This window comes from Halobacillus litoralis, assembly GCF_009856415.1.
Taxonomy (GTDB): domain Bacteria; phylum Bacillota; class Bacilli; order Bacillales; family Halobacillaceae; genus Halobacillus; species Halobacillus litoralis_C.
Window position 1 is genome coordinate 664,758 of the sequence record NZ_WMEZ01000001.1, and the last position, 25,839, is coordinate 690,596.

25 protein-coding genes are annotated in these 25,839 nt (G+C 41.7%); 17 read left to right on the top strand and 8 right to left on the bottom strand.

Annotation, left to right across the window (positions count from 1 at the left end; genetic code table 11):
- The first annotated feature begins 112 nt into the window (after nucleotides 1-112).
- From GLV98_RS03605 to GLV98_RS03655, 11 genes are all read left to right on the top strand, one after another.
- The gene (locus tag GLV98_RS03605; RefSeq protein ID WP_337193705.1) at nucleotides 113-610 is read left to right on the top strand and encodes a superoxide dismutase family protein; all 498 of its coding nucleotides are present in this window, start codon (nucleotides 113-115) and stop codon (nucleotides 608-610) included.
- A 250-nt stretch (nucleotides 611-860) separates the two neighbouring features.
- Complete coding sequence (locus tag GLV98_RS03610) at nucleotides 861-1,061, top strand: cold-shock protein (protein ID WP_027954344.1); 201 nt, start codon at nucleotides 861-863, stop codon at nucleotides 1,059-1,061.
- 76 nt (nucleotides 1,062-1,137) lie between these two features.
- Entirely contained in the window at nucleotides 1,138-1,350 is a 213-nt protein-coding gene (locus tag GLV98_RS03615; RefSeq protein ID WP_160912170.1) for a cold-shock protein, read from the top strand.
- A gap of 60 nt (nucleotides 1,351-1,410) precedes the next feature.
- Nucleotides 1,411-2,751 carry a DUF2252 domain-containing protein gene (locus GLV98_RS03620; RefSeq protein ID WP_160912172.1) on the top strand — a complete coding sequence of 447 codons (1,341 nt, stop codon included), beginning with the start codon at nucleotides 1,411-1,413 and terminating at the stop codon, nucleotides 2,749-2,751.
- Nucleotides 2,752-2,832: 81 nt separating this feature from the next.
- Nucleotides 2,833-4,449, top strand: a complete 1,617-nt coding sequence (locus GLV98_RS03625; protein WP_160912174.1) for an ABC-F family ATP-binding cassette domain-containing protein — start codon at nucleotides 2,833-2,835, stop codon at nucleotides 4,447-4,449.
- A gap of 329 nt (nucleotides 4,450-4,778) precedes the next feature.
- Nucleotides 4,779-5,585, top strand: coding sequence for a 3D domain-containing protein (locus GLV98_RS03630; protein ID WP_160912176.1), 807 nt, complete (start codon nucleotides 4,779-4,781; stop codon nucleotides 5,583-5,585).
- Between the two features lie 123 nt (nucleotides 5,586-5,708).
- Entirely contained in the window at nucleotides 5,709-6,704 is a 996-nt protein-coding gene (locus GLV98_RS03635) for a zinc-dependent alcohol dehydrogenase family protein (protein WP_160912178.1), read from the top strand.
- A 144-nt stretch (nucleotides 6,705-6,848) separates the two neighbouring features.
- Nucleotides 6,849-7,235, top strand: coding sequence for a helix-turn-helix transcriptional regulator (locus GLV98_RS03640; protein ID WP_237417024.1), 387 nt, complete (start codon nucleotides 6,849-6,851; stop codon nucleotides 7,233-7,235).
- Between the two features lie 18 nt (nucleotides 7,236-7,253).
- Nucleotides 7,254-8,246, top strand: coding sequence for an LLM class flavin-dependent oxidoreductase (locus GLV98_RS03645; protein WP_337193707.1), 993 nt, complete (start codon nucleotides 7,254-7,256; stop codon nucleotides 8,244-8,246).
- Nucleotides 8,247-8,369: 123 nt separating this feature from the next.
- Complete coding sequence (locus GLV98_RS03650) at nucleotides 8,370-8,456, top strand: YjcZ family sporulation protein (RefSeq protein WP_008640034.1); 87 nt, start codon at nucleotides 8,370-8,372, stop codon at nucleotides 8,454-8,456.
- A 116-nt stretch (nucleotides 8,457-8,572) separates the two neighbouring features.
- Entirely contained in the window at nucleotides 8,573-9,445 is an 873-nt protein-coding gene (locus tag GLV98_RS03655; RefSeq protein ID WP_160912184.1) for a CvfB family protein, read from the top strand.
- 88 nt (nucleotides 9,446-9,533) lie between these two features.
- Here the strand turns inward: GLV98_RS03655 and GLV98_RS03660 are convergent, their stop codons facing one another.
- Complete coding sequence (locus GLV98_RS03660; protein WP_160912186.1) at nucleotides 9,534-10,022, bottom strand: YusW family protein; 489 nt, start codon at nucleotides 10,020-10,022, stop codon at nucleotides 9,534-9,536.
- 152 nt (nucleotides 10,023-10,174) lie between these two features.
- Between GLV98_RS03660 and msrB the strand changes: the two genes are divergently transcribed.
- The 4 genes from msrB to GLV98_RS03680 all read left to right on the top strand — a co-directional run bounded on the left by msrB (nucleotide 10,175) and on the right by GLV98_RS03680 (nucleotide 13,864).
- On the top strand, nucleotides 10,175-10,759 hold the full coding sequence (gene msrB, locus GLV98_RS03665; protein ID WP_202409886.1) for a peptide-methionine (R)-S-oxide reductase MsrB: 585 nt from the start codon (nucleotides 10,175-10,177) through the stop codon (nucleotides 10,757-10,759).
- 117 nt (nucleotides 10,760-10,876) lie between these two features.
- Nucleotides 10,877-11,848, top strand: coding sequence for an ABC transporter substrate-binding protein (locus GLV98_RS03670; RefSeq protein ID WP_160912188.1), 972 nt, complete (start codon nucleotides 10,877-10,879; stop codon nucleotides 11,846-11,848).
- A gap of 152 nt (nucleotides 11,849-12,000) precedes the next feature.
- On the top strand, nucleotides 12,001-12,555 hold the full coding sequence (locus tag GLV98_RS03675; RefSeq protein ID WP_160912190.1) for a nitroreductase family protein: 555 nt from the start codon (nucleotides 12,001-12,003) through the stop codon (nucleotides 12,553-12,555).
- A gap of 373 nt (nucleotides 12,556-12,928) precedes the next feature.
- Nucleotides 12,929-13,864 carry an exonuclease domain-containing protein gene (locus tag GLV98_RS03680; RefSeq protein WP_160912192.1) on the top strand — a complete coding sequence of 312 codons (936 nt, stop codon included), beginning with the start codon at nucleotides 12,929-12,931 and terminating at the stop codon, nucleotides 13,862-13,864.
- A 14-nt stretch (nucleotides 13,865-13,878) separates the two neighbouring features.
- On the opposite strand, the gene GLV98_RS03685 is transcribed toward GLV98_RS03680, so the two are convergent.
- Nucleotides 13,879-14,418: a YiiX/YebB-like N1pC/P60 family cysteine hydrolase gene (locus GLV98_RS03685; protein WP_160912194.1), complete on the bottom strand. Its 540-nt coding sequence runs from the start codon at nucleotides 14,416-14,418 to the stop codon at nucleotides 13,879-13,881.
- 138 nt (nucleotides 14,419-14,556) lie between these two features.
- Between GLV98_RS03685 and GLV98_RS03690 the strand changes: the two genes are divergently transcribed.
- On the top strand, nucleotides 14,557-15,327 hold the full coding sequence (locus tag GLV98_RS03690) for an LAGLIDADG family homing endonuclease (protein WP_160912196.1): 771 nt from the start codon (nucleotides 14,557-14,559) through the stop codon (nucleotides 15,325-15,327).
- Nucleotides 15,328-16,208: 881 nt separating this feature from the next.
- On the opposite strand, the gene GLV98_RS03695 is transcribed toward GLV98_RS03690, so the two are convergent.
- The 3 genes from GLV98_RS03695 to GLV98_RS03705 all read right to left on the bottom strand — a co-directional run bounded on the left by GLV98_RS03695 (nucleotide 16,209) and on the right by GLV98_RS03705 (nucleotide 20,322).
- On the bottom strand, nucleotides 16,209-17,372 hold the full coding sequence (locus GLV98_RS03695; RefSeq protein WP_160912198.1) for a glycosyltransferase family 4 protein: 1,164 nt from the start codon (nucleotides 17,370-17,372) through the stop codon (nucleotides 16,209-16,211).
- Nucleotides 17,373-17,385: 13 nt separating this feature from the next.
- A complete protein-coding gene (locus GLV98_RS03700; RefSeq protein WP_160912200.1) occupies nucleotides 17,386-18,534 on the bottom strand; it encodes an NAD-dependent epimerase/dehydratase family protein in 1,149 nt (382 codons plus the stop codon).
- Between the two features lie 294 nt (nucleotides 18,535-18,828).
- Entirely contained in the window at nucleotides 18,829-20,322 is a 1,494-nt protein-coding gene (locus GLV98_RS03705; protein WP_160912202.1) for a flotillin family protein, read from the bottom strand.
- A gap of 199 nt (nucleotides 20,323-20,521) precedes the next feature.
- Between GLV98_RS03705 and GLV98_RS03710 the strand changes: the two genes are divergently transcribed.
- Complete coding sequence (locus GLV98_RS03710) at nucleotides 20,522-22,480, top strand: AMP-binding protein (RefSeq protein WP_160912204.1); 1,959 nt, start codon at nucleotides 20,522-20,524, stop codon at nucleotides 22,478-22,480.
- Nucleotides 22,481-22,597: 117 nt separating this feature from the next.
- Here the strand turns inward: GLV98_RS03710 and GLV98_RS03715 are convergent, their stop codons facing one another.
- From GLV98_RS03715 to GLV98_RS03725, 3 genes are read right to left on the bottom strand one after another with little or no spacing between them, the layout of a single operon-like run.
- Nucleotides 22,598-24,127: an acyl-CoA carboxylase subunit beta gene (locus tag GLV98_RS03715; RefSeq protein WP_160912952.1), complete on the bottom strand. Its 1,530-nt coding sequence runs from the start codon at nucleotides 24,125-24,127 to the stop codon at nucleotides 22,598-22,600.
- A gap of 15 nt (nucleotides 24,128-24,142) precedes the next feature.
- Nucleotides 24,143-24,925: an enoyl-CoA hydratase gene (locus GLV98_RS03720; RefSeq protein ID WP_160912207.1), complete on the bottom strand. Its 783-nt coding sequence runs from the start codon at nucleotides 24,923-24,925 to the stop codon at nucleotides 24,143-24,145.
- Between the two features lie 3 nt (nucleotides 24,926-24,928).
- The gene (locus tag GLV98_RS03725; protein ID WP_160912209.1) at nucleotides 24,929-25,837 is read right to left on the bottom strand and encodes a hydroxymethylglutaryl-CoA lyase; all 909 of its coding nucleotides are present in this window, start codon (nucleotides 25,835-25,837) and stop codon (nucleotides 24,929-24,931) included.
- Between the last annotated feature and the right edge of the window lie 2 nt (nucleotides 25,838-25,839).

Genomic DNA, 25,839 nt, shown 5'->3' on the forward strand with positions numbered 1-25,839 from the left:
TAAGGATTTCTTCCTCCTCCTCGGAAAAGGGGGATTTGTTATGCAGAAACTCACATAGGTCTAAGGGGGAAGCGGGGGTCATATGCATAGACTGAAAGGAGGATGTTGTTCAGTGTATATCCAAAACGGTCCATATAGACAAACGTATGCTTCTGAAACCGCCCAGGCGAAATTTTTAAGTAGTCCACTTGCTCCTAATTTGAAAGGAACCATCCAATTTTATCAAATGCCTTATGGTGTCGAAGTTTTTGTTCAGGTCGAAGGGCTGCCTGATTTCAAAAAGCCAAAAAACGGCAAACAGATCGGACCTCATGGGTTTCACATCCATGAAAAAGGGGTTTGCGAAATCGGGGATGGTAAAGATCCCTTCTCCTCTGCCGGAGGACACTGGAATCCAGACGACCAACCGCACGGGAATCACGCAGGAGACTTCCCTGTGTTGTTTTCCAATCAAGGAAGAGCACGGATGATCTTTTTCACGGACCGCTTCAAAGTGAGTGCCATCATCGGTAAATCGGTGATTATTCATGAAGGGCCTGATGACTTTCAGTCCCAGCCAAGCGGAGACTCAGGAAAAAGAATCGCTTGTGCCATCATAGAAAGATCATGACGGAATGGAATAATTCGCCTTCTCACTGTATATACTAGTCGTGTAACGTTAATAGCACGCTCTGCTTGACTTCACCGGTGAGTCATAGTATAGTGTATAAAAGGATAAAATTTACCAATATTTGAAGTTCGCACTTCCAATCACCTATTATAAAGAGTGATCAATCCTTATTGGTACTTTTTATAATATGTGATTTTTTCTTTATTGCAAAACGCATATTAATTTTTGAAACATTGGAGGATCCATCCCTATGAAAACAGGTACAGTGAAGTGGTTTAACGCGGAAAAAGGTTTTGGTTTTATCGAAGTTGAAGGTGAAGATGATGTATTTGTACACTTCAGCGCGATCAACGAAGAAGGCTTCAAGTCTCTAGAGGAAGGTCAAGCTGTAGAGTTTGAAGTGACAGAAGGCAATCGCGGACCACAAGCTGCAAACGTCACGAAACTATAATAAAAAATAGAAAGAGACTGGCTTTTGAAGGTCAGTCTCTTTTATATCATGACATTCCAAAGGGGGGGCTACGCCGATGGCTTTCGGAAAGAAAAACCAGGCTGAGATCAAAGAAGAAGATACGAAGATATGGGTTTGTACATCTGAAGACTGCAACTGTTGGATGAGAGACAACTTCAGAACCAATGATAACAAGAAGTGTCCAATGTGCGGAAGTGATATGGAAGAAGAAAACAAAGTGCTTCAAGTTGTAGAAAACAATAGTTTATACTATAAATCACAATCTTAATGAAAAAAGCGGTTGCTTCTCAGGCAATCGCTTTTTCTTATATTCCAGGGAGGGGAGACCATGGACCAAAAAGTTAAACAGATGCGTGAAACAAAACAGCTATTAAGAAAGAATTCGCTCGCTACGGTTTTAGACAAATTTGATGGGGATTTAATGAACCTGTCTGAGAAAGAGCGAAAGAAGAAGTATAACAAAATGAAAGCAGATCCTTACAGCTTTTTTAGAGGAAGTGCTTATTTGTTCTTTCATGATACGACAGATCTGCCCTTTACCTTCCACACCTCCAAAGACAGACCGACGTGGATTATGGGAGATTTGCATTTCAACAATTTCAGTGTCTTTCAAAACGAAAACAAAGAGATTGTCTTCGATGTGGATGACTTCGATGAAGGGTACCTCGGGTCCTATCTTTACGACGTCTTACGCATGGTCGTTAGTATACGTTTAATGATGCAATCTCTTTCCTATGATGATGAGGCGAAGGAAGAGATGGTTCATCAATACTTGAAAACGTACGTGAAACTAATCAAAGCCTACCATGATCGGGAATTAAGCCCGGAACAAGTCCAATTCACGAAAGAGTCCACCAAAGGTCCTGTTAAAAAGGCAATAAAGAAAGCGGAGCAAAGAAGTTTGTCACATGAACTTGAAAAGCAGACCATCATTAACCACGACTCTATCCGGTCTTTCGATATCGGAAAGGACAAGCTGTCTTCTGTTCCTAAACACGAAAAACAGTTGTTAGAAAAAGCGTGGGAGGACTATTATCATTCTCTGGACGCTAAGAAAAAGAAGGCGAAGGACTATTACCGGATCAAAGACGTGGTCAAAAAGACAGGAGCGGGAATCGGATCGACAGGTTTGAAAAGGTTTTACATTCTCATTGAAGGCGCATGTCATGAAGATCATGAAGATGATATCATCCTTGAAGCGAAAGAAGCGCGCACACCTGTACCTGCGTACTTCTTCCCTTATGATGAGGCCTTCTGGAACGATCATAAACACCAGGGAAGAAGGGTCATTCACACACAGCAGGCGATGCACCACCTCTCCGATCCATTTCTTGGCTATTTCACGATGGACGGGAAAGATTTTTATGTGCGGGAACGATCGCCTTTTTCCAAGGATGTGAAAGAAAAGCACTTAAGTGATCTGAAGTCTGTCAAACAAACGGTAAAGACGATGGCAAAAGTGAGTGCGAAAATCCATGCCCGGGCGGATGTGGATATTGACGAGGGAATCCTCGGGTATCATAGTGAAGATAGCATCATGGAAGCGGTCGGAACGGAGAAAAAGAGGTTCCGGCAGCAACTCAGTGTATGGGCCGACCATTATGAAAAAAAGGTATATGAAGATTATGAATTGTTTCTTGAGTGGGGAGCGGAGCGTGGATATTTTTAATGTCGGCGACGGCTATCATACAACGCTCAAGAATGATATAATTTCTATGTTATAGAAACGAGAGTACTGGAGGATTATCACATGTTAACAGTAAACAATGTAAGTCTTCGATTCGGCGATCAAAAGTTGTTTGAAGACGTAAATATAAAATTCACCCCCGGCAATTGCTATGGTCTGATCGGTGCGAACGGTGCAGGGAAATCTACGTTCTTAAAGATTTTGAGTGGGGAGATCGAAGCTCAAACGGGTGACGTAAGCTTGAAGAAGGATCAACGTCTGGCCGTTTTGAAACAGAACCATTTCGAATATGACGAATATCAAGTGCTTGAGACCGTCATTATGGGTCATACACGTCTGTATGAAGTGATGAAAGAAAAAGATGCCATCTATATGAAAGGCGACTTTTCAGAAGAAGACGGTATGCGCGCAGCGGAACTTGAAGGAGAATTCGCTGAAATGAATGGTTGGGAAGCGGAGTCTGATGCGGCCCGTCTATTGAAAGGCTTAGGCATTGGTGAAAATCTTCATGATAAGAAGATGAGTGAACTGCAAGGATCGGAAAAAGTAAAGGTTCTTCTTGCGCAAGCGCTATTCGGTAATCCGGATGTTCTTCTGCTCGATGAGCCGACCAACCACTTGGACATTAAAGCGATTCAATGGCTGGAAGACTTTTTAATCGATTTCGAGAATACAGTCATTGTCGTATCCCACGACCGTCACTTCCTGAATAATGTCTGTACACATATCGCAGACCTTGACTTTGGAAAAATCCAGGTTTATGTCGGAAATTATGACTTCTGGTATGAGTCCAGTCAATTAGCTCAGAAAATGGCTTCCGAACAGAATAAGAAAAAAGAAGAGAAGATTAAGGACTTGAAAGAGTTCATTGCACGTTTCAGTGCCAATGCTTCCAAATCTAAACAAGCGACTTCACGTAAAAAACTACTGGATAAAATCACACTGGATGATATTCAACCTTCTTCCAGAAAATATCCTTACATCGCATTCAATGCTGAACGTGAAATTGGAAATGACTTGCTGACAGTTGAAAACCTTTCGAAAACGGTGGATGGCGAGAAAGTATTGGATAATGTTAGCTTCACTCTTAATAAGGATGACAAAGTGGCCCTTGTGGGATCAAACGAAGTTGCCAAAACGACTCTTTTCCAAATCCTTATGGGTGAGGTTGAGCCGGATGAAGGAACCTATAAATGGGGGGTAACGACTTCTCAAAGTTACTTCCCTAAAGATAACTCGGAATTCTTCGAAGGGTCGAATTTGAACCTTGTCGAGTGGTTGCGTCAGTATTCACCAGAAGATGAAACAGAAACGTTCCTACGCAGTTTCCTTGGACGTATGCTGTTCTCTGGAGAAGAGGCGCTTAAGAAAGCGAATGTCCTTTCAGGTGGTGAGAAAGTGCGTTGCATGCTTTCTAAAATGATGCTTTCTCAAGCAAACGTTCTTCTTTTGGATGAACCGACGAACCACCTTGATCTAGAATCCATCACTTCCTTGAACAAGGGATTGATCAATTTCAAAGGTTCCGTCATTTTTGCCTCCCACGACCATGAGTTCATACAAACCATTGCTAACCGTATTATTGAAATTACGCCTAATGGTAAGATTGTCAATAAAGAAATGACGTATGATGAGTTCTTGAACGATCCAGAAGTTCAAAAGCAAGTAGCAGCTAAATAAGGATGAAATAAAAGCACAGATCCTCTGAGGATTTGTGCTTTTTTTCGCTAGAATATGTTTTTTTCTATCATTTTCGGGTAAAAAAATCTATGAGTAGGCAATATACTGCTTTGTTGAAAGATGACGAAATCTAGTAGAACGAGGGCATTTTTGACCGTTCCGCAGTGCAAATGCTCCTTTTGTAATGGTTGTGAAATATGGATGTTATGTTTGCAAACAAACTGTTGCTTGTTTGTTCTTAATTTATCCTGAGATTCTGTTAATCTTGTAATTGTGAATGGATCACCTAAATACATAGGGATCGACCAATCAAGAGGAGGCAGAATTTCATGAAAAAAACTGTATTTTCTGTTGTAGCAACTGTCGCATTAACAGGAGCATTCGCCACGACGGTAAGTGCCCACGAAACGGAATATAAAATCAATAAAGGGGATACTCTCTGGGGAATCTCTCAAAAATATGACGTCAGCGTTCAAAATTTGAAGACATGGAATGATTTGAATTCAAACCTGATCTATCCAAACCAAACTTTGAAAGTAGCTCATGATTCAAAATCCAGCACACCTTCATCTACTACGTCTTCCAATACATCCACTTACACAGTGAAGTCTGGAGACACGTTGTTCGCCATTTCTCAAAAATTCAATATTTCAGTCGATCAATTGATGGCGTGGAACAACCTGACTTCCACCCTCATTCATCCTGGCGACCAGTTCAAAGTTGATGGACAGGCTGTACAAACGTCTGCTCCAAGCACAAACAGCAGCTCAAGCAATAGTTCCAGCAACAGCACATCAACAGCTACACAAACAAGCACAAGTCAAGACACAAGCAACGATGTAATTAAAGAGTTTACGGCTGAAGCTACGGCTTATACGGCTTATTGCACAGGGTGCAGCGGTGTAACAGCAACTGGAATTGACCTGCGTGCAAACCCGGATCAAAAAGTGATTGCCGTTGACCCAAGCGTCATTCCACTTGGATCTAAAGTGTATGTCGAAGGGTACGGAACAGCGATTGCTGGAGATACCGGCGGTGCTATCAACGGCAACCGTATCGATATTTTCATGCCTTCCCGTGAAGATGCACTAGACTTTGGTAGAAAATCGGTTAAAGTTCAAGTACTAGCTGACTAATCTTATAATATTAAAAACTCCTTTCTGTAAGTGCAGAAGGGAGTTTTTTTATGCGGTTTATTTTGAGTTCCAAGCACTTATTGATAGACTAAAGACATTGTAACAAGAAGGGAGAAGTTATGGATGAGAGCGATTGTACATGAAGGCAAAGAAGGTCTAGAGGGATTGAAAGTAAAAGAAATGTCAGAGCGTCAAATCAGTGACAACGAAGTGAAAGTAAAGGTACATACAGCAGGAATGAACCGGAGGGATCTGGCTGTAGTCACGAAGCGGCATAAGGCGGATGATCCGGCCTTAATTCCAGGTTCAGATGCTTCTGGCGTTGTAGAAACCATAGGGAAAAGTGTTACAAAGTTTCAACCTGGTGATGAAGTCATTGTCAATCCTGGACTCGGATGGCAGAAAAACAGCGATGCTCCTCCGGAAGGATTTGAAATTGTCGGGCTTCCCGATCACGGAACCTTCGCAGAATATTATACATGTACAGAGGACCACCTGGAACGAAAACCTGAGCATTTGTCTTTCGAAGAAGCGGGCGTTCTTCCATTAGCAGCACTGACTGCCTATCGCGCGTTGTTTACAAGAGGGAATCTTGAAGCGGGGCATACGGTTATGTTGCCGGGGATTGGCAGCGGTGTCCTCACCTTTTGCCTGAAGTTTGCGAAAGCAATCGGGGCAAGAGTCATTGTAACCTCCCGATCAGAAAGTAAACAAAAGGAAGCATTGAGCCTTGGAGCAGATGTAGCCATTTCTACAGAAGAAAATTGGCAGGAAGCACTGGCTTCTGAACAGGTGGACCTGCTTATTGAAACGATCGGAAACGCTACTTTCAATAAATCATTGGATATTGTACGGAAGGGAGGAACGATTGTTACGTTCGGTTCAACGACGGAAGATGAAGTGACCATCAATATCCGTCAATTCTTTTACGGGCAGTACAACTTACTAGGCTCAACGATGGGAAGTGCAGAGGAATTGCGGGAGATGCTCCGTTTTATTAGTGAACACAAAATAAAACCTCAACTGGATAAGGTTTTTCCGATGGAAGAGTATAAAGAAGCATTCGAATACATTCAAGACTCAAAAAATTTCGGTAAAATTGCTTTTCGCGTATGTTAATAAGTTCTACTTAAAACTTAGTAGCAACTCCGAAATGATAATACAAAAAAAACACAGTTAAGCGAACGAATGTGCGCATAATTGGACAATTCATCCATCTTTTGTTGTAGAATGATAGAAAGACCATTTTATGACAAGGGGTGGATGATTTTGTCTCATAAAAACAATCCGAAACGATTTGCTTTAAACATGAGTGCCGCGCAATTTACGAAGTTTTATATCATGCACCTGTTACAAGTTCATCAGCCGATGATCAGTGAACATTTCAAAACAGAGTTCAAAAAACTTACGAAGAATTGGATCCCTGCACCTTCCACATTACTTGATACCCTACATGAAATGACAGAGCAAGGATTATTATATCGTAAGGATGATTACAAATCACATGATAAGAAAAGACAAAAGGTTTACTGGTATTACCTGACGGATGAAGGCAAAGAAGAATTCGATGTATTAAAGAAACGTTATAAGCTGTTATTTGAAGAACAGATACAAATATTGAAACAAATTATGGACGATGTGTACAAATAAATGAAAGGTGAGCTTGCATTGAAACTAAGTGTGCTTGATCAAAGCCCGATATCTGAAGGGTACTCTGCTCAACAAGCGTTACAACAATCCGTAGAATTAGCTAAATACACAGAGGAATTAGGATTTCACAGGTATTGGGTTGCGGAACATCACAATACGAACGGCCTTGCCAGTACATCTCCTGAACTATTAATATCCATGATTGCCCAATCCACAACAACGATTAGGGTCGGATCGGGTGGTGTACTGCTACCCCAGTACAGCCCATTAAAAGTAGCCGAAAACTTCCGCATGCTTGAGGCTTTTTTTCCTGGAAGAGTAGACCTGGGCCTGGGCCGTTCCCCAGGTGGTGGTCCAAAGACGAGGCTGGCTCTTACGGATGGAATGGAGAAGCCGCTCAGTTCTTTTTCAAGGCAAGTGAAAGAGCTGAAACAGTTCTTGCAAGGATCCACTCCTAAAGAAGACCGATTCTATGGTGTAAAGGCACGGCCGGAAACCGAACATCAGCCAGAACTATGGGTTCTCGGTTTGACCGAGCGTGGAGCTAAACATGCAGCACTGAATGGGACAGGCTTCACTTTTGGTCATTTCATCAATCCTGACCATGGGAAGGCACCCATTGCCACCTATAGGGAGCGATATAAAGACCCTGATAAAAAAGAACCATGCGTGAATGTCTGTATATTCGTTGTTTGCGGAGAAACAGAAGAAGAGGCAGAAGAGCTAGCTATAAGCCAAGATCTCTGGTTGCTTCGGGTAGAAAAAGGCTTAGACACCCGGGTGCCCTCTCCAGAAGTGGCCAAAAATTACCCATATACAAAAGAAGAGAAGGATAAAATCAGGAAAAATCGAAGACGCTGCATTATCGGAAACCCAGATCAAGTAAAAACCCAATTGGAAGAACTGTCTGAATACTACGGGACGGATGAATTTTTGATCATTACAAATATATTTGACTTTGAAGAAAAGAAAAAATCCTATCATCGAATCGCTCACTCGTTCCAGAATTAACCAAACCTTTTTATAGTGTAAGATATTTAAGGTGGACATCTGCCTAATCATTAGGTAGCTCAGCCTTTCACCCATACCGATTCTTATCCAACCTCATATATAGAAGTAAAGGGGGGAATTGGAATGAGTAAAGGATATGGTGGAGGCTTTGCGCTAATCGTAGTTTTGTTTATTCTCCTAATTATTGTAGGAGCTTCTTGGTGGTATTAATCACTACAAAGCGTGGCATTTGCCACGCTTTTTCAATTATCATAAATCATCGTTTTAAAATGGAACGATGTAAGCTATAATAAGTACCATTACGTCACGAAAAAGGATGAAATTACATGAAAGATGTCAATATATTGGGAACAATCCAACAAGCAAAGATTAAAAAGAAAATCACAGAAGGCTTTATTGTTCAAATTCAAAATGAAGAATTTGTACTTTTGGACGAAGATGTAACAGAAGAGATTGAATTGGATGAAAGCAAAGACATGTTTATTTATGAAAACAAGAAAGGACAAGCTTCCGCTACGATGGAGCTTCCGGAAGTTACAAAAGATACTTATGGATGGGCTGATGTCGTAGAAGTTGTTCCGAATATGGGGGTATTCGTTGATATTGGTTTAAATAATAAGGATATTCTCGTTTCCTCCGATCACCTCCCTCTTCTAAAATCCGTCTGGCCTAAAGAAGGGGATCATTTATTTGTCAGTCTAGAACTGGATAAAAAAGGCCGCCTTTTGGCAGAACCTATTTCTGAACAAGAAGTCATGGATGATCTGGAACCTGCGCCCAAAGAAGCTCTTGGACAAGAAGTCACTGCACGTGTCTACCGAGCAACAAAAGCAGGCTCAACGGTCTTGACTGGAGAAGGGTACCGAGGCTTTGTCCATCCAAGTGAAAGAAAAGCAGAACCAAGACTTGGAGAGACGATTACAGCTAGAATCATTGATGTGAAAGATGATGGAACAATCAACTTATCTCTTCGCCCTTTAAAACAAGAAGGAATGAAGGAAGATGCAGAGATGATCTATGAATATTTACAAGAAAACGACGGTGTGATGTTCCTTCATGATAAGAGTGATCCAGAAGACATTCGGAAAACCTTTAAAATCAGTAAGGCAGCATTTAAGCGCGCCCTTGGACAACTAATGAAAGAACGAAAAATCATTCAAGAGAATGGTAAAACAGTGATCAATCATAATCGCACTTAAAACTTAGTAGCAACTCCGAAACAATATAAAAAAATAAAAACAAGCATCTAGGTCATTGAACCAAGGTGCTTGTTTTCTTTTAATTATTTTAATCTTCGTATTCTTCTTCTAACCCGTTGCTATAAACAACCCTCAACTTGAATTCCTTATACGTTTCATCAAGTCCAAAAACCTGTAAAACATCTTCAATCACTTCTTGTTCAGATGAATCTTCATCAAAACTGAGTTCCATGAAATGGGGTGTCAGTTGATCAAGCGCCTTTTCTCCTGAGATCTTTTCTTCGCCAATTTCGTGGATCACTGCCCGGGTTTGAGATTCGTTCGCTACGTATTGAATTTCATAAGAGAGTGTATCTACATAATCAATTTCCAGATCAAATTGTTGAAACGGAAGAGCTTTTCTTGCCTTATCCACCTTCTCATTCGTCTCATAATTCATATCATTGAGTGAATCCGTGGTGGGGGAAGTAGATAGTTGTTGTTGTTCATAATTCACCATTTGCTCTCCATCGTTATCAGCCGTGCATCCACTCATGACAATGAGTCCTATGGCCAGTATTGAGATGATAGTTTTCATTCATGATCCCTCCATTCATATCCTTTCTTAGGATGGACGAAAATTCCTGATTTCATAACTTCGTTTCTTTGGGATGAGCACTGGAATTTTTTGAACCTAAGCTCCCATGGTAAGATGATGATAGGATTTCTTTTATTAAGGGAGGAGAAGGAATGAAAAAAATGACAGCCATAGCGATCAGCCTTCTTTTACTATTAACTGTCGGCGTCCTATTTTTTTTCAATAAAAATTCTGGAGCTTCTACAACCAGCGATTCTGAAGGTGGGAAGAGAGTAGAGTTTTATAATGGTGAAATTGTCGAATATTCTCAGCAGGACTTGAAAAGTAAACTAACGGAAATCCAATATGAAGTAACACAGGAGGACGGTACAGAAAAAGCTTTTGATAATGCATACTGGGACAATAAGAAAGAGGGCATTTATGTAGACCTTCTCTCAGGAGAGCCATTATTCAGTTCTACAGATAAATACAAATCAGGTACCGGATGGCCAAGCTTCACGAAACCGATTAAGGAGAAATACATCACGACAAAAGATGATCCGGGAATTTTCGGAATGAGGACAGAAGTAAGAAGCGAGCAAGGGGATAATCATCTTGGTCACGTATTTGAAGACGGACCAGAACCGACAGGGTTGAGATACTGCATGAATAGTGCAGCCATGGAGTTTATTCCTAAGCAGGAAATGAAAAAGCGTGGATACGGTGAATTTTTACATTTGTTTAAAGAAGAGGGGTGAATTCACCCTCTTCTTTTTATTGATAATGAATCTCATTGACGGGCCCCCGATCCTTCCTTTACAATAATATTGATAATGATAATCTTTATCAATTATTTAGATGAAAGGAAGTTTTTTATGAAAATATGGCAGATGCTATCATTTTTATTGCTTGTACTTTTCTTAGCCGCTTGTGGAGAAGAGGGATCGAGTGAGGAAGCTGCTTCTTCTGAATCCTCAACCTCAGAAGTAGGGAGAACGATTGAAAGCAGCACAGGGGAAGTGGAGATTGAAGGTACACCAGAGAGAGTTGTCGTTTTAGAGTGGTCCTATGTTGAACATATGCTTCCCTTACATATTCAACCCGTTGGAGTAGCAGATAAAGAGGGGTATAACAAATGGGTCAATGTAGGTGAGCCCCTATCAGATAAGGTAGAAGATGTCGGTACGCGATCCGAACCAAACTTTGAAGCTATTTCACGCCTGAATCCTGATTTGATCATAGGTGCGAAGTACAGACACGAAGGGTTTGAAGATCAATTAAACGATATCGCTCCAACCATTATGTTTGCGCCGTATTCTGAGGAAGGTGCAAGCGATCAGTACCAGCACTTGAAAGATGAGTTTAAAACGATGGGTAAGATCTTCAAAAAAGAAGAAGAAGCTGAAAAATATCTAACCGAAATGGAACAAAGAATTTCCGATTTAGGTGAAGGAATTGGAGATGCTAGTCAAATGGATGCCGTTGTAACGCAAGCCTTCACCTCTCAAAACACACCTACCATGAGGTTGTTTACAGATAATTCCGTAATAGCTGGAGTTTTGAACCAAATGGGGATCAACAATGCAGTCGAAACGGAACAACCTGAAATTTACGGGTTTGTAAATTCAGATGTTGAGTCCCTGCAAAATTATCAAGATTCTCATTTCTTCTATCTGGTGCAGGACGACGATCCTATTTTTGATAACTTGGCCGACAATCCAGCTTGGACGAATTTAGATTTTGTAGAAGAAAACCACACGTATAAGCTTCCCGGTGATATGGGTACTTTTGCTGGTCCTCTGTCAGCAGAACGATTTGCTGAAGAAATCGCTGGACATTTAGAATAAGAGATGCAAAAAGCTACCTGCTTTAAGGTAGCTTTTTTTGTAATAGACCAAGGGTTCTTATCATCGCGTATTTAAAGGAATAAACCTTGACAAAATCACTGAGAACGATTATCATTACCGTAAATAAAACTTTAGATACGTAGGTGAGAGGTATGGAACAAACAAAAACAGAATTAGCAAGAATCATTCGTGAACGTCGCTCTGTAAAGAGTGGATATTTAGATAAAGAGGTACCGACAGAACTTGTTACTGAACTTTTAGATGACGCGAGATGGGCACCAACTCACGGTTTACGTGAACCTTGGAGATTCATTTTCATTCCTTCTCACGAAAAAGAAGAATTCGTGGAGTCCCTTGTGCAAACATTTCCTCGTGACATGCAGGAAAACCGCAGAAACTACTTCAGCCAGCCAGCCGCTCTTCTAATAGCGATTATGAATGAAGATCCTCGTCAAAAGCAGTGGGAGGAAAACTTCGGTGCAATCAGCAGCATGCTTCAAAATTTCCAATTGCTGGCCTGGGAACGTGAACTAGGTGTATGTTGGAAAACAAACCCGCAAATTCACGAACCGAAAGTACGTGAACTTTTAGGCGTTCAACCCGGTGAAAAAATTGTAGGTTTTATTCATATGGGTTTCTTTGAGCAACAACCGAAGCAGAAAACACGCACACCCATTGAAGAAAAATTAACGATTTATAAAAAGTAAGAAAAAGCACATCTTCTGCATCATGTGGAAGGTGTGCTTTTCTAATGAATCTTCGAAAGTACATGAACGGAGATAGCAAAAGACGCCATGATTGGCGTCTTTTCATCAATCTTTATACTTCATGTCATAGGCGATTAAAACGACATTCAGTTGATCTTCTAGCTCTTTTAAACGCTGCAGCTGTTCTTTTGGTAATTCAGCATAATCGAAAGCCATCTCCAACGCCTCCTTCGTTTTATCCTTTGTTGATCAGAAGAGGAATATTCCCTGAAATACATAACGCCTTATCTCATGAATGGCAAGCCTTTACTATAGACGAACCTATGGTCCGCCATTTATTATTATGATAAGACTATAAATAAAGGAGATCGACATGAATTTTGTAGCTCTTGATTTCGAAACAGCTAATTCTTCAAGAGGTTCTGTTTGTTCCATTGGTATGGTGGAATATGAACAGGGCTCTATAAAAAGGGAATACTACAAGTTAGTGAAACCACAGAAAAACTATTTTTCCCCCATCAATATTCGTGTGCATGGAATTACCAAAGGTGATGTTGAGGATGCCGAGGAATTTGATGTGTTATGGGAGCGAGAGATCAGGTCATGGCTGGAAGGAAAGTTTGTCGTTGCTCATAATGCCCAGTTTGATATGGGGGTTTTGCGTGCTGTATTGGATCAATACAATCTCAGCTACCCGATGCTTGCTTACAACTGCACCGTCAATATATCTAAGAAAACGTGGCAACTGCCAAGATACAAGTTAAATATCGTTTCCAATCATCTTGGTTTTACATTCAGTCACCACCATGCATTAGAAGATGCGAAAGCTTCTGCTCATATCCTTATGTCAGCAAAAGAAGAGCTTGGAGCTACGGATGCTAAGGACCTTGTAGATAAAACAGGCACAACGAACGGAATGATGTTTGATGGAGGCTATGAGCCAGCAAGAATAAACAAAAAGAAACGGGCGAAAAAAGCACATCCATCTTCCTACGTAGCCGCAACCAATCAGTTTGATTCATCACACCCTTTTTATAATGCAGCTGTAGTATTTACCGGAAAGTTAAAAGAAATGAAAAGGGATGAAGCCAGTCAAAAAGTTGTTGATTTAGGTGGAGAACTTCACACCACAATTGAATCCAATACAAGCTTTGTAGTCGTTGGCGAACAAACGTTCGAAGGGTATAAAAATGGCAAAAAAACGAGCAAACTCGAAAGAGCAGAGACGCTGCTAAGTCAGGGATATCCCATTGAAATAATTTCAGAATCGGACTTTCATCAATATTTAAAACGCTCATCCAATAAATAAGGATGAGCGTTTTTTTATTTCCTGGATAGATACCTCCGATCTTTTAACCGCTCTGGGTGGACGGATTTAGCATGAAAAGAAAGGTTGCCTAAATTGACACCTCCACCAAAATAATAAGATTGCCACACAATTTTTGTGCAATACTGTTCCTCGTTGACCCTGCTTATAGGCGTCCATATCTTATAGTTGGCATGAGGATGTTCTCTTTGCAGTTTTACCGCATAATCAGCAGCCGCGTCTCCTGATTTCCTATCCTGGGCTGAATAGATGCGTATCTTGCTGAATTTGTTAAAATAAGACTCCATTTGATCTTGCACGACTCCTGAAGGAATGGAATGAACAACTTTATTATCTTTCGTTACAATCCCTACATGACCTATATAACGCGATTCTTTTTTACCGATTGGAGAAAACAGCAAATCCCCAGGGGCAATGGAGAGGTTTGTACCAGGATACAGATGTTCATGTTCTTGAGTTACTAGTGCAGTAACTTTCTTCGGCTTTATAATCAATGCTAAAAATACAGTACTTACGAAGAGGAGCAGCTTTTTCATAAACACCTTCCTTAGTCTTCTTATATCATTATCCTAGCTGAACAAATGCGAAATAACAAAGGGGAAGTGCTAAAAATTACCCTCCAGAACATATGTTCGCTATAATTAAAAAGAACGAACACTTAGGAGGGATCATAAATGAGTAGACCATTAAGAAAAAGAACAATGTCCAAAGTAGATATTGCTCAACTGTATAAGGCCGGCGAGAGTACAACTGTTATAGCTGAAAAAGCGAATGTTTCACCGGATTATATCCGTATCGTATTAAAGGAATTAGGAGTTCCATTAAGACCAAGAGGCAGCTGGAAGAGAAAGTTTAAGGTCAATGAAGACTATTTTAAAACTTGGTCCAACAACATGGCATATATCTTAGGATTTATTGCAGCAGATGGAATGATTTCAGGGCATGCGCAGTTAATTAGCATCGCACAAAAAGAAAAAGAAATACTGCTGGATATTAAGCGTGAAATGGAATCCAGCCATCCGATAACAAAAAACGAACGGACAGCTGTACACATGCTTAATATCGGAAGTAAAATTCTCAAAGAGGATCTCATTCACATACATGGCATAATACCTAAGAAATCATTGACTTTAAAATATCCAAATGTTCCAAGGGAATATCAATCACATTTTGTAAGAGGGTATTTTGATGGTGATGGGTGTATTTACAGAGATAAACACTTTATCAATATTGTAGGTGGATCCAAATCATTTATGATGGGATTAATAAATGTACTTAGAGCAAATGATATAGAATCGAGATTAAATACGAACCACGATGACTTAATAGTAAGAGTTTATGTTAGCGGTAAAGAAGATGTTGAAAATTTCTTCTATTGGATATACGACCAAAAGGGAATATATTTAGAAAGAAAATATTCAACGTTTTTAAAGTTATTAAAGTGAAAAAGAAGGAGGGAAAACTCTCTTTCTTTTTTTATTATTCTAGTCGACATAATATTTATTATACTTACTCATTTTAAATAAGTTTATTTTGTCTCATTGCAAAAGTATACTCATGATATTGAGACGAAATAAAAAAATCAGCAGGTTTTACATCAATCATTACTTTTGTTTATGAGTTATTTGTATTCGAATATCTTCTGCTATTCGGCATTTTGAGCTTTTGAGCTTTACAAAAAAATCTGACTAAATATTGTCCAGATACGATTAGCTTGAATTGATCTTATATCATCCATCCATTTCTATCTCATCAAGTTTGCCTTAACATTCCAACTAACTGTTAAATCATTTCTACACATGTCATTTTACATTTCGTCATAATCATACTGGATTTAATTCCACGCAACTTCCTTACGCTGATTGGATATATATCCGTTCACATATAGTTTGTAATTACATTAATTTTTGTATTTGTTACACACGCTTTTACTGTTTATGCTCTCAAAGCTATAAGATTAGCACTTAGTTTAAGATCCATCACATCTACTCATACGTGAACTTAAATAATGGCGCATGCTGCTCTCCTCTTTATTAGAATGATTGAAAATACGCGTTCCTCCCTACTTTTCTTCTCTAAAAATATCGTGTTAATTGTTATCCATCTTTTGTTGGACTTTTACTTGAATACATGGAATTTGGATTATTGATTGTTTTTTCTGAATATTTTCGGAGTTGCTACTAAGTATGAATAAAAAAATTTACTAAGAAGGTGCTCATTTTACGAGGGTCGGAACATATGTTCTGTTATTGATTATGTTTTTTAATATTAGGAGTTACTACTAAGTTTTTGTTATGAATAAATCAAAAGAAAAGCCACAGAGCGCTTACTCTGTGACTTTAACCTTTGATTTTTTTGACGTTGTTGCTGCTTGCTCTTCATACACCTTTAACGTCTTGTAATAGTACTCAAGGATCTGCTCTGAAGGTTTTTGCCAGCTATACTTTTCAGCTTCTTGCCGTGCATTTTTGCAAAGTCTCTGATATAACTCCTCATCTTCCAGCCTTTGGATCGCTTGAATCATACTATCTGTGTTTTCATTTTCAAACAATAGACCCGTTTTGCCATCTTCTACTTGCTCCATGGTTGGACCGCTTTTTGCTGCAATGACAGGCAGACCGGAAGCCATAGATTCCAGGATGACGAGGCCAAGCGTTTCTGTAACTGATGGGAAAATCAGAGCATCAGAAGAAGCGAAAGCTTGAGCAAGCTCTTCTCCGTGCATAAGCCCTGTAAACACCGTATTGGTATCTTTGAAAGTTTCTTCTAATTCGCCTTTCACAGGACCATCTCCAACAATGGCAAGAGAGATATCCTCCCTCTGTTCCAATAAGGGTTTAATTTTATGAATCTCTTTTTCAGGAGCCAGGCGACCGACAAAAACAAGAAGCTTGTTCTTTTTCCTGCCGGCAGATAACCGGTCCCTCATTTCTTCGTTTTTATGCCGTGGGTGGTAGTGATCAACAGCAACCCCTCGGTCCCATACACTCACATTATGGAAGTTCTTCTCGTCCAGTTCTTTCTTAATGGCTCTTGAAGTACACAAATTCACATCTGCATAGTTGTGTAACTTTCTGAAATACCACCAGACAAGAGGCTTGAACGGATATAACCGGTAATAATCCAAGTATTTAGGAACGTGAGTATGATAGGAAGCAATTAACGGATAGTTCAGTTTATCGGCATAGTAGACACCTGAGACCCCTACAAGAGCAGGATTGACCACATGGACGAGGTCAGGATCATGTTTTTGCAGCAAATCCTTCACTCGTCGCTGTGGTAAACTGAATTCTCGATACCTGTAGAAAGGCATTCTTGTCGTTTTAACCCCTTCGACGATCGCCCCTTCATATTCCGTCACACCAAAGTCTGGAGCAATGACGACGACCTCATGATCTTGGTTTCGCAAGTATTTGATGGACTCTTTTAATCGTGTGACGACTCCATCTGTTGATGGTAGGAATGTTTCTGTAATGATGGCGATTTTCAAAGCGGAAAACTCCTTACTTCCAAGTGATTGACGGCAATACGTTCTCTTTAATGATGCGGTTTTTATTTTCGACGGCTGTGCGCAAAATGTCGCGGATGACATCGTCTGTCAACAAGTGAGGTTCTAGACCAAGGTCACGTAGTTTTGTATTTACAGCGTTGTAATAATGGTCTTCATTCTCGATACGAGGATTCTCGATCTTCTTCACTTGTGTATCCAAGCCTTCTTCTTTGGCGATTTTTTGAACGCGTTCAGCAAGATCCTGAACAGAGAACCATTCCGTAAATTGGTTGAATACGCGGAATTCACCTTTGTCTGCCGGGTTCTCAGCCGCGATCTCTACACATCTTACTGTGTCTTCAATGTTTAGGAACGCACGTGTCTGCCCTCCTGAACCATAAACCGTGATGTCATGGCCGATGGCTGCCTGGTTGACGAAACGGTTCAGAGCCGTCCCGAATACGCCATCGTAGTCTACACGGTTTACGAGCATCGGATCGAGCTGCGTTTCGGCTGTATGTAAACCGTATACGATTCCCTGATTCAAGTCAGTGGCGCGGATGCCCCAGATTTTACATGCAAACATAATATTATGGCTGTCATGTACTTTAGACAGGTGATAGAAGGAACCCGGTTGTTTTGGATATGGAAGGGTATCCTTCCGTCCTTTATGTTCAATTTCAATATATCCTTCTTCAATATCAATGTTAGGAGTACCATATTCGCCCATTGTTCCCAATTTGATGAGGTGACATTCAGGAGCGAATTCTTTAATGGCATAAAGAACGTTCAAGTTCCCCATGACATTGTTTGTTTGTGTATAAACCGCATGTTCACGGTCGATCATTGAATATGGAGCTGAACGTTGTTCAGCGAAGTGAACGAATGCTTCAGGTTCCGTTTGACGGAAAACTTCGCTAAGGAAATCATAATGGTTCAAATCACCAATGAATGTTTTGATTTCTTTTCCTGAAACTTCTTTCCATTTAGCTACCCGGTCTTCTAGTGATGCAATCGGTGTAACTGAATTCGAACGTAGTTCATCATCATACTTTCTGCGTACCAAATTATCTACGATGGTTACATCATGTCCTTGTTTGGATAGGTACAGTGCCGTTGGCCAACCGCAAAAACCGTCTCCCCCTGCTACAATAATTCTCATAATCTACCTCCTAGTTACGTCTTGCATACTCGTATTCCATTATAGAATGACTCTTATGACTATTCTATCTTCTTATCAGTAGTCCTTTGTTCGAAGACGGACAAAAGTCAAGGTCTCTACGTTTTTGACTTTACCATTAATTTAATTTTGAAACAATTAATTCTTTGTTAAACTGTCGATTCTATGTAGAGATATGCATGTGAGACCTGAAACCTATTTACCCCAAACAAAGAACGCTTCAAACCTACTTTACAATAAAAGCCTGCAGAACAACAAGTTCTGCAGGCCGAGCAGTCATTTCTCTTCTTCCTGTCCTTCTGTTAAAAAGGGTTCTTCTTCCTCCTCCTCAAGCCTTTCTTTCGTAGCAGCCGCTTCCTTCAGTTCATCATCAGCCGCCCCTCCAAATTCGTGGACAGCTCCGCGAGATACATAGCTTTCAAGCATCGCTTTCAAATCCATGCCTGTCGTTTCTTTCAAGGATTCCTGAATGCCAAGCATGGTAGAAGTCACACTGTTCGCTACTTTCGCAGAACCTCCGCGTGAATCGTTTCCTCCCATATCTATGACCTTCATATCTTTAATTTGACTGATTGGTGCAGATACTTTTTCAGCATACTCCGGCAAGACGTTAATGAGCATTTCCATAATCGCCGCTTCGCCGTAATGTTCCATCGCTTTCGCCATACGTTCTTTGGATTCCGCTTCAGCGATTCCTCGTTGACGAATGACTTCCGCTTCCGATTCCCCTTTGATTCGTTCATTATCGGCTTCAGCCTGTGCCCGTTTTGTCACTTCATAAGCTTCAGCATCAGCAATTGAGCGGCGTCGTTTGTTCTCTTCTTCTTCCAATTCGACCGCTCTTTGTTTCTCAATATACTGTACTTTCAACTCTTCTTCCTTAATTTGCTGTGCAAGTTTTTGTCTTTCCAATTCCCCTGCCTGATCTGCATTCGCTTTTGCTCGGTTCGTCTCTTTCTGGAATTCCGCTTCTTTGATATCTTTTTCCTTCGTGGATGCTGCAACCGCAGTTAAACGTCGGTTTTCTTCATCTTGCGCTTCCTGATCGTTTTTTGCCTGGTAAATGCGCGTCTCTTTCGTTGCATCGGACTCTGCCATGTTCGCTTTCTTCTGCACCTCAGCAATATGAGGCCGACCTAACGCATCGATGTATCCATTCTCGACATCCACGTCCTCCACATCATTCAATGCAAACGATGTGATTTCAAAGCCCATGCCTTTCAAATCGGATTCAGCGATTTTTTTCACTTGTGTGTTGACTTCTTTGAAATCATTATAGATTTTTTCAATCGGAAGCGATGCGATGATAGAACGTAAATGGCCATTGAGCACATCTTTCAACTCCGACTCTCTTTCTTTTTGCTTTTTACCAAGGAATTTCTCAGCAAAATTGGCCATAATCTCAAGCTCACTGCCAATACTGATCACGGCAGTACTTGCAACTCTTACAGGTATGCCTTCCTTCGTATAAGCTTTGTCAGAATTGACCTGCAGTTGGAAAGATGTCAAATCAATCGGTGTTGCCGTCTGAAACATCCGCAAGCGGTAGCCTCCACCACGAATGATTTTCACTGAACGTCCATTATCGTCTTCAAATACATTTTTTTCTTTTTCCGGATCCCCAAGTTTTGGACCCGTAACAATCAACGCTTCATTCGAACTGGCCGTCTTATAACGCATCCGGAAGACGATAAAAGTTATGATTCCTCCTATAAGCACAACCGCTCCAATCACTCCTAGAATCAACAAAAATAACGCACCTTCAAACAAATGATCACTCCTCTTTTCTTTCTCCCTATTTATGTAACAAAAGGGGTTATATTACATAACGATTACAACCCTATTAAAGTTTCAGGAAATTTGCAATGTTCGACAATCAATCTGTAAGGAAACGATAGGCTTGAATTCAATCAAGCAAAAGATTCAGTTATAATAGAAATAAGAACATTCTGATAAAGGAGGAACATTCATGAGTACCTACACCAATGCATGGACCCCTACAGCAGAAAATAAAGAATCGACACGATTATTCCAGTGGATGAAGAAGCTTGGCTACAGCAATTATGATGATTTTCACTCTAAATCCATTAATGATCTTGAATGGTTTTGGAAAGAAGCCGTCAAAGAGCTTGGCATTGAGTGGTACACCCTTTACAAACAGGTATTGGACACATCCCGAGGACCTATGTACCCTCGCTGGTTTGAAGGCGGGGAGCTGAATGTCGTTCACCTAGCCCTTGATCGCTGGGCAGAACACCCGTCTAAAAAGAATGACACCGCCCTTTATTGGGAGGGAGATAACGGTCAAACGGCTTCCTACTCCTATAAAGATTTGCAAAAGGAAGTAGACGCGGTCGCTTATGGTCTCGAGAGCTATGGAATATCAGAAGGCGATATCGTTACATTGTATCTGCCTATGCTCCCTGAAACGCTCATCGCTATGCTGGCCATCTCCAAAGTGGGGGCGATCTTCTCACCTGCCTTCTCTGGTTATAAAGCTGATGCGGTCACTACAAGAATCCAAGCCAGTAAATCGAAAGCGTTGATTACAGCTAATGGCTTTTACCGAAGAGGAAAAACGATTCCTATGAAACAGGAAGCAGACCTTGTTGCTAATCACTGCCCTTCTTTAGAGCACGTTTTCGTCGTTGAACGGACCGGTGCGAAAATAAGCTTGAAAGAACCTCGTGACGTTCGCTGGGCGGATTTAAGAAAAAAAGCCACCGATTACAACACCAAAGTAAAAAAAGCGAATGATTCTTTTATGCTCATTTACACTTCAGGTACGACGGGAACTCCAAAGGGAGCTGTCCATACGCACGCAGGCTTCCCGATAAAGGCTGCCTTTGATGCTGGGCTATGCATGGATGTCACGAAAGAAGATACGTTATTCTGGTACACGGATATGGGATGGATGATGGGTCCTTTCCTCGTATACGGAGGGCTTGTCAATGGAGCATCCATCGTCATGTTTGAAGGTACTCCTGATTATCCAGAACCCGACCGTTTATGGGACCTTGTGGAGAAGTATCATGTCACCCATTTAGGAATCTCTCCCACCCTTGTCCGCTCCATGATGAAGCATGGGGAAGCTTGGATCCGAAAACATGATCTCCAGTCTTTAAAACTTATCGGATCTACAGGAGAACCTTGGAATCTTGAGCCTTGGCATTGGCTTTTCAAACATGCGGGAGATTCACGAGTTCCGATTTTTAACTATTCAGGTGGAACAGAAATTTCCGGTGGTATTCTCGGAAATGTACTCGTTAAACCCATTCAACCGGTAACCTTCAATGCTGCTCTTCCTGGTATGGATGTTGATGTTTATAGTAAAAAAGGGCAGTCCCTCGTCAATGAAGTTGGCGAACTGGTTATCAAATCCCCATGGGTCGGGATGACGAAGAGCTTTTTTGAAGACGATGATCGTTATGAAAAGACGTATTGGAGCCGCTTCAAAGATACGTGGGTTCATGGCGATTGGGTGATGAAAAATCAAGATGGTTTCTATACGATCACTGGACGATCCGATGATGTCTTAAACATAGCAGGAAAACGTTTAGGACCTGCTGAAGTCGAATCTGTTCTCGTTGCGCATACGGCGGTGATTGAGGCAGGAGTAATTGGGATCCCTCATGAGGTGAAAGGAGAAGAACCTGTTGCTTTTGTTGTCCTCCAAGACCCCCTGGATTCCGATGATCTTATTGAAGAATTAACGATGTACCTGAATCATAAATTAGGCAAAGCCCTCGCACCAAAAAAGGTCTTCGTTGTCGATGACCTGCCAAAAACAAGAAATGCCAAAGTGATGAGACGTGCCATCAAGGCCGCTTACTTGAATAAGCCTGCTGGTGACTTAAGCGCACTCGTCAACCCGGAAAGCGTGAACCAGATCCGCAGCATTGGTCAAAATGTTTCGTCAACATCATAAGCATCACAAGCTGAAGCACAGATCACTGTTATGAACCATAGCTACAAAAAACAGGATTTTAAAAAATCTCTACAATCAAAAAGGTTCCTGGACTTCAAACGTCCAGGAACCTTTTTATTATACTGGATAAACGCCATGCTTTCTTTCTGTAAACAACACATCTTTCGTTTCATAGGCATCATATCGAGTGGAAAGCTCTTCGCGCAGCTTATTCGGCTGAACGATGTCATCGATGACCATCTCAGAAGCCAAACGATAAATATCAATGTTTTCTTTGTATTCTTCATGTTTTTCTTTGATGAATGCCGGTCGCTCTTCTTCAGGCAGCGCAGCAATCTTATTCGCATACACCGCGTTCACAGCCGCTTCCGGCCCCATGACAGCAATTTGAGCGGTAGGCAATGCGAGACATGCATCCGGCTCAAATGCAGGTCCTGCCATCGCATAGAGCCCTGCTCCGTAAGCTTTGCGCACCACTACAGAAATTTTCGGAACCGTCGCTTCACTCATCGCAGAAAGCATCTTCGCTCCGTGACGGATAATCCCTGCGCGTTCGACTTTTGTTCCGATCATAAATCCTGGAATATCGGCAAGGAAAAGGAGCGGAATATTAAAAGCATCACAGAGCTGGATGAATTTCGCCGCTTTGTCTGCGGAGTCAGGGAAAAGAACGCCTCCTTTTGCTCTCGGCTGGTTGGCAATGATCCCGACCGGCCGTCCTTCAATTCTGGACAAACCAGTAATGAGCTCTGGCGCAAACTTTTTCTTGATTTCACAGAACGAATGATCATCAATAAGACGATCGATCAACTGATACATATCAAACGGCGCATTTTGGTTTTTAGGAATCAGTTCTTCCACACTCTTCTCAAAAGGTGCAGGTTCTCTCGAATCCGCCTTTTTCGGAAGTTCCCGGTAGGATTGCGGGAAATAGCTTAAATATTTTCGGGCAAATGCAATGGCATCACTTTCATCCTTCGCGAGTACATCCCCACATCCAGAGACCGAACAATGCATATTCGCACCGCCCATTTCCTCAAGCGTCACTTTTTCACCGATGACTTTCTCTGCCATGCGCGGAGAACCTAAATACATTGAAGCATTGCCATCGACCATGACGACGATATCGCAAAAGGCAGGTATGTAAGCCCCGCCCGCTGCGGATGGTCCGAATAGCAAGCAGATTTGTGGCACACGACCGGATAATTTAATCTGATTATGGAAAATACGTCCCGCCCCGCGACGATTAGGGAACATTTCAACCTGATCGGTAATCCTTGCACCCGCAGAGTCAACGAGGTAAAGCATTGGGATATTCAATTTTAATGCGGTTTCCTGAATCCGAATAATCTTCTCAACGGTTCGTGCACCCCAGGAGCCTGCTTTTACTGTGGAATCGTTGGCCATGATGCATACTTTTTCCCCGTTGATTCGTCCGATCCCTGTGACGACACCATCAGCAGGGAGGGAATCATCCTGGCAATTCGCGAAAAAAGCATCTTCAATATCGATGTTGTCATCAAACAAAAGCTGAAGTCGCTCACGGACGAACATTTTCCCTTTTTCCGCGTTCTTGCTATGATACTTTTCCGCACCACCAGAAGCAATTTTCTTCGCTCGTTCTTCTAACGTTTCATTTGTAGGCATCGTTTTTTCCACCTTTTATTCTCCTTTATATTCCGGTTTCCTTTTCTCTTTAAACGCTTGAAGGCCTTCCACCCGATCATCCGTTGGAATCGTCTTTTCATAACAGGCACGTTCGATCTCAAGACCTGAGGACAAATCTGTATCGTACCCTTGATTAATCGCTTTTTTCGCCTGTTTCATAGCGACCGGACCGTTTCGCGCGATGCATGCCGCCAGGTCCTTCGCTTCTTCCATAAGGAACTGTGGTTCATGGATATACTCAACAAGACCAAGGGTATAAGCACGCTTTGCTTCCACAGGCTTCGCAGAGTAAATCATCGCTTTAGCCTGACCAATTCCAATCAGCCTTGACAGCCGCTGCGTTCCACCAGCGCCTGGGATGATCGCAAGCGATGTTTCCGTCAGTCCCACTTTCGTCGATGTACTCATCATACGTAAATCGCAGGCAAGGGCAAGTTCCAATCCGCCACCAAAAGCGACCCCGTTCATGACAGCAATCGTCGGTACATGTATGTCCTCTATCATTCGAACGGTATCTCCGATTTTGGTTACGGTCTGGACGACTTCCTCGTCACTCATTCCCCTTCGTTCTTTCAAGTCAGCACCTGCACAAAACGCTTTGTTTCCTTCCCCAGTCACAAGAACAACCCTGATCTCCTGACGCCGGTTGATTTCATGTGCTTTTTCCTGCAGTTGGTCCAGCAACTCTGATGACAATGCATTCGCTGCATCGGGCCGGTTTAATTTCAGTACATACACGTGAGGGGAAAGCTCTTCTAATGTGACTAGTTCCTCCATCCGTTACACCCTTTCTTTGTTTACCACTTGCATTTGATGACTCGGCAACGACTTATTCAGGACGCCCTGGATATAGACTGCCGCTTCCTTCAGTTTTTCTTCATCGATCCCTGTTTCAATGCCCATTTGATGAAGCATGTGCACAAGATCGTCTGTTGCTAAGTTTCCGGAAGCTCCTTTAGCATATGGACAGCCACCTAACCCTCCAAGCGCTGCATCAAAAGTGGTAATGTTATGCTGCATGGAGACAAGGACGTTGGATAAGGCCATCCCTCTCGTATTATGAAAATGCATAGCAAGCTTATCGAAAGGCAGCCATTGCTTCCATTCGTGAAGGGCTTGATCGACTTGTCTCGGATTGGCAACACCGATCGTGTCTCCCAGTGATAGTTCATCAATGCCCATTTCTAGTAAACGTTCACTGACTCTTGCGACCTGGTCTGTAGCAATGGTTCCTTCATAAGGGCATCCGAAAACCGTAGATACATAGCCTCTTACACTCTTTCCTTCTAATTTGGCTTCTTGAACGACTTCTTTTAGAACCGGATATGTCTCTTCGATGGACTTGTTGATGTTTTTTTTGTTATGCGTATCGGAAGCGGACATGAATACAGAAACTTCATCCACGTCCGTGTCGATCGCAGCTTCAAGCCCACGCCGGTTTGGAACAAGGGCGGCATAGGTGGTCCCTTTTTTTCGTGAGATCATAGCTGCCACTTCTTTGGCATCTTTCAACTGTGGGATCCACTTCGGATGGACGAATGAACTGAATTCGATGTACGAGTATCCCGCTTCAGACAAAAGGTCGATCCAGGCAACTTTATCATGAAGCGGCACTTCTACAGGTTCATTCTGCAGGCCATCACGCGGACCGACTTCTTTAATTGTGACTTTTTCAGGCCATTCCATCATAA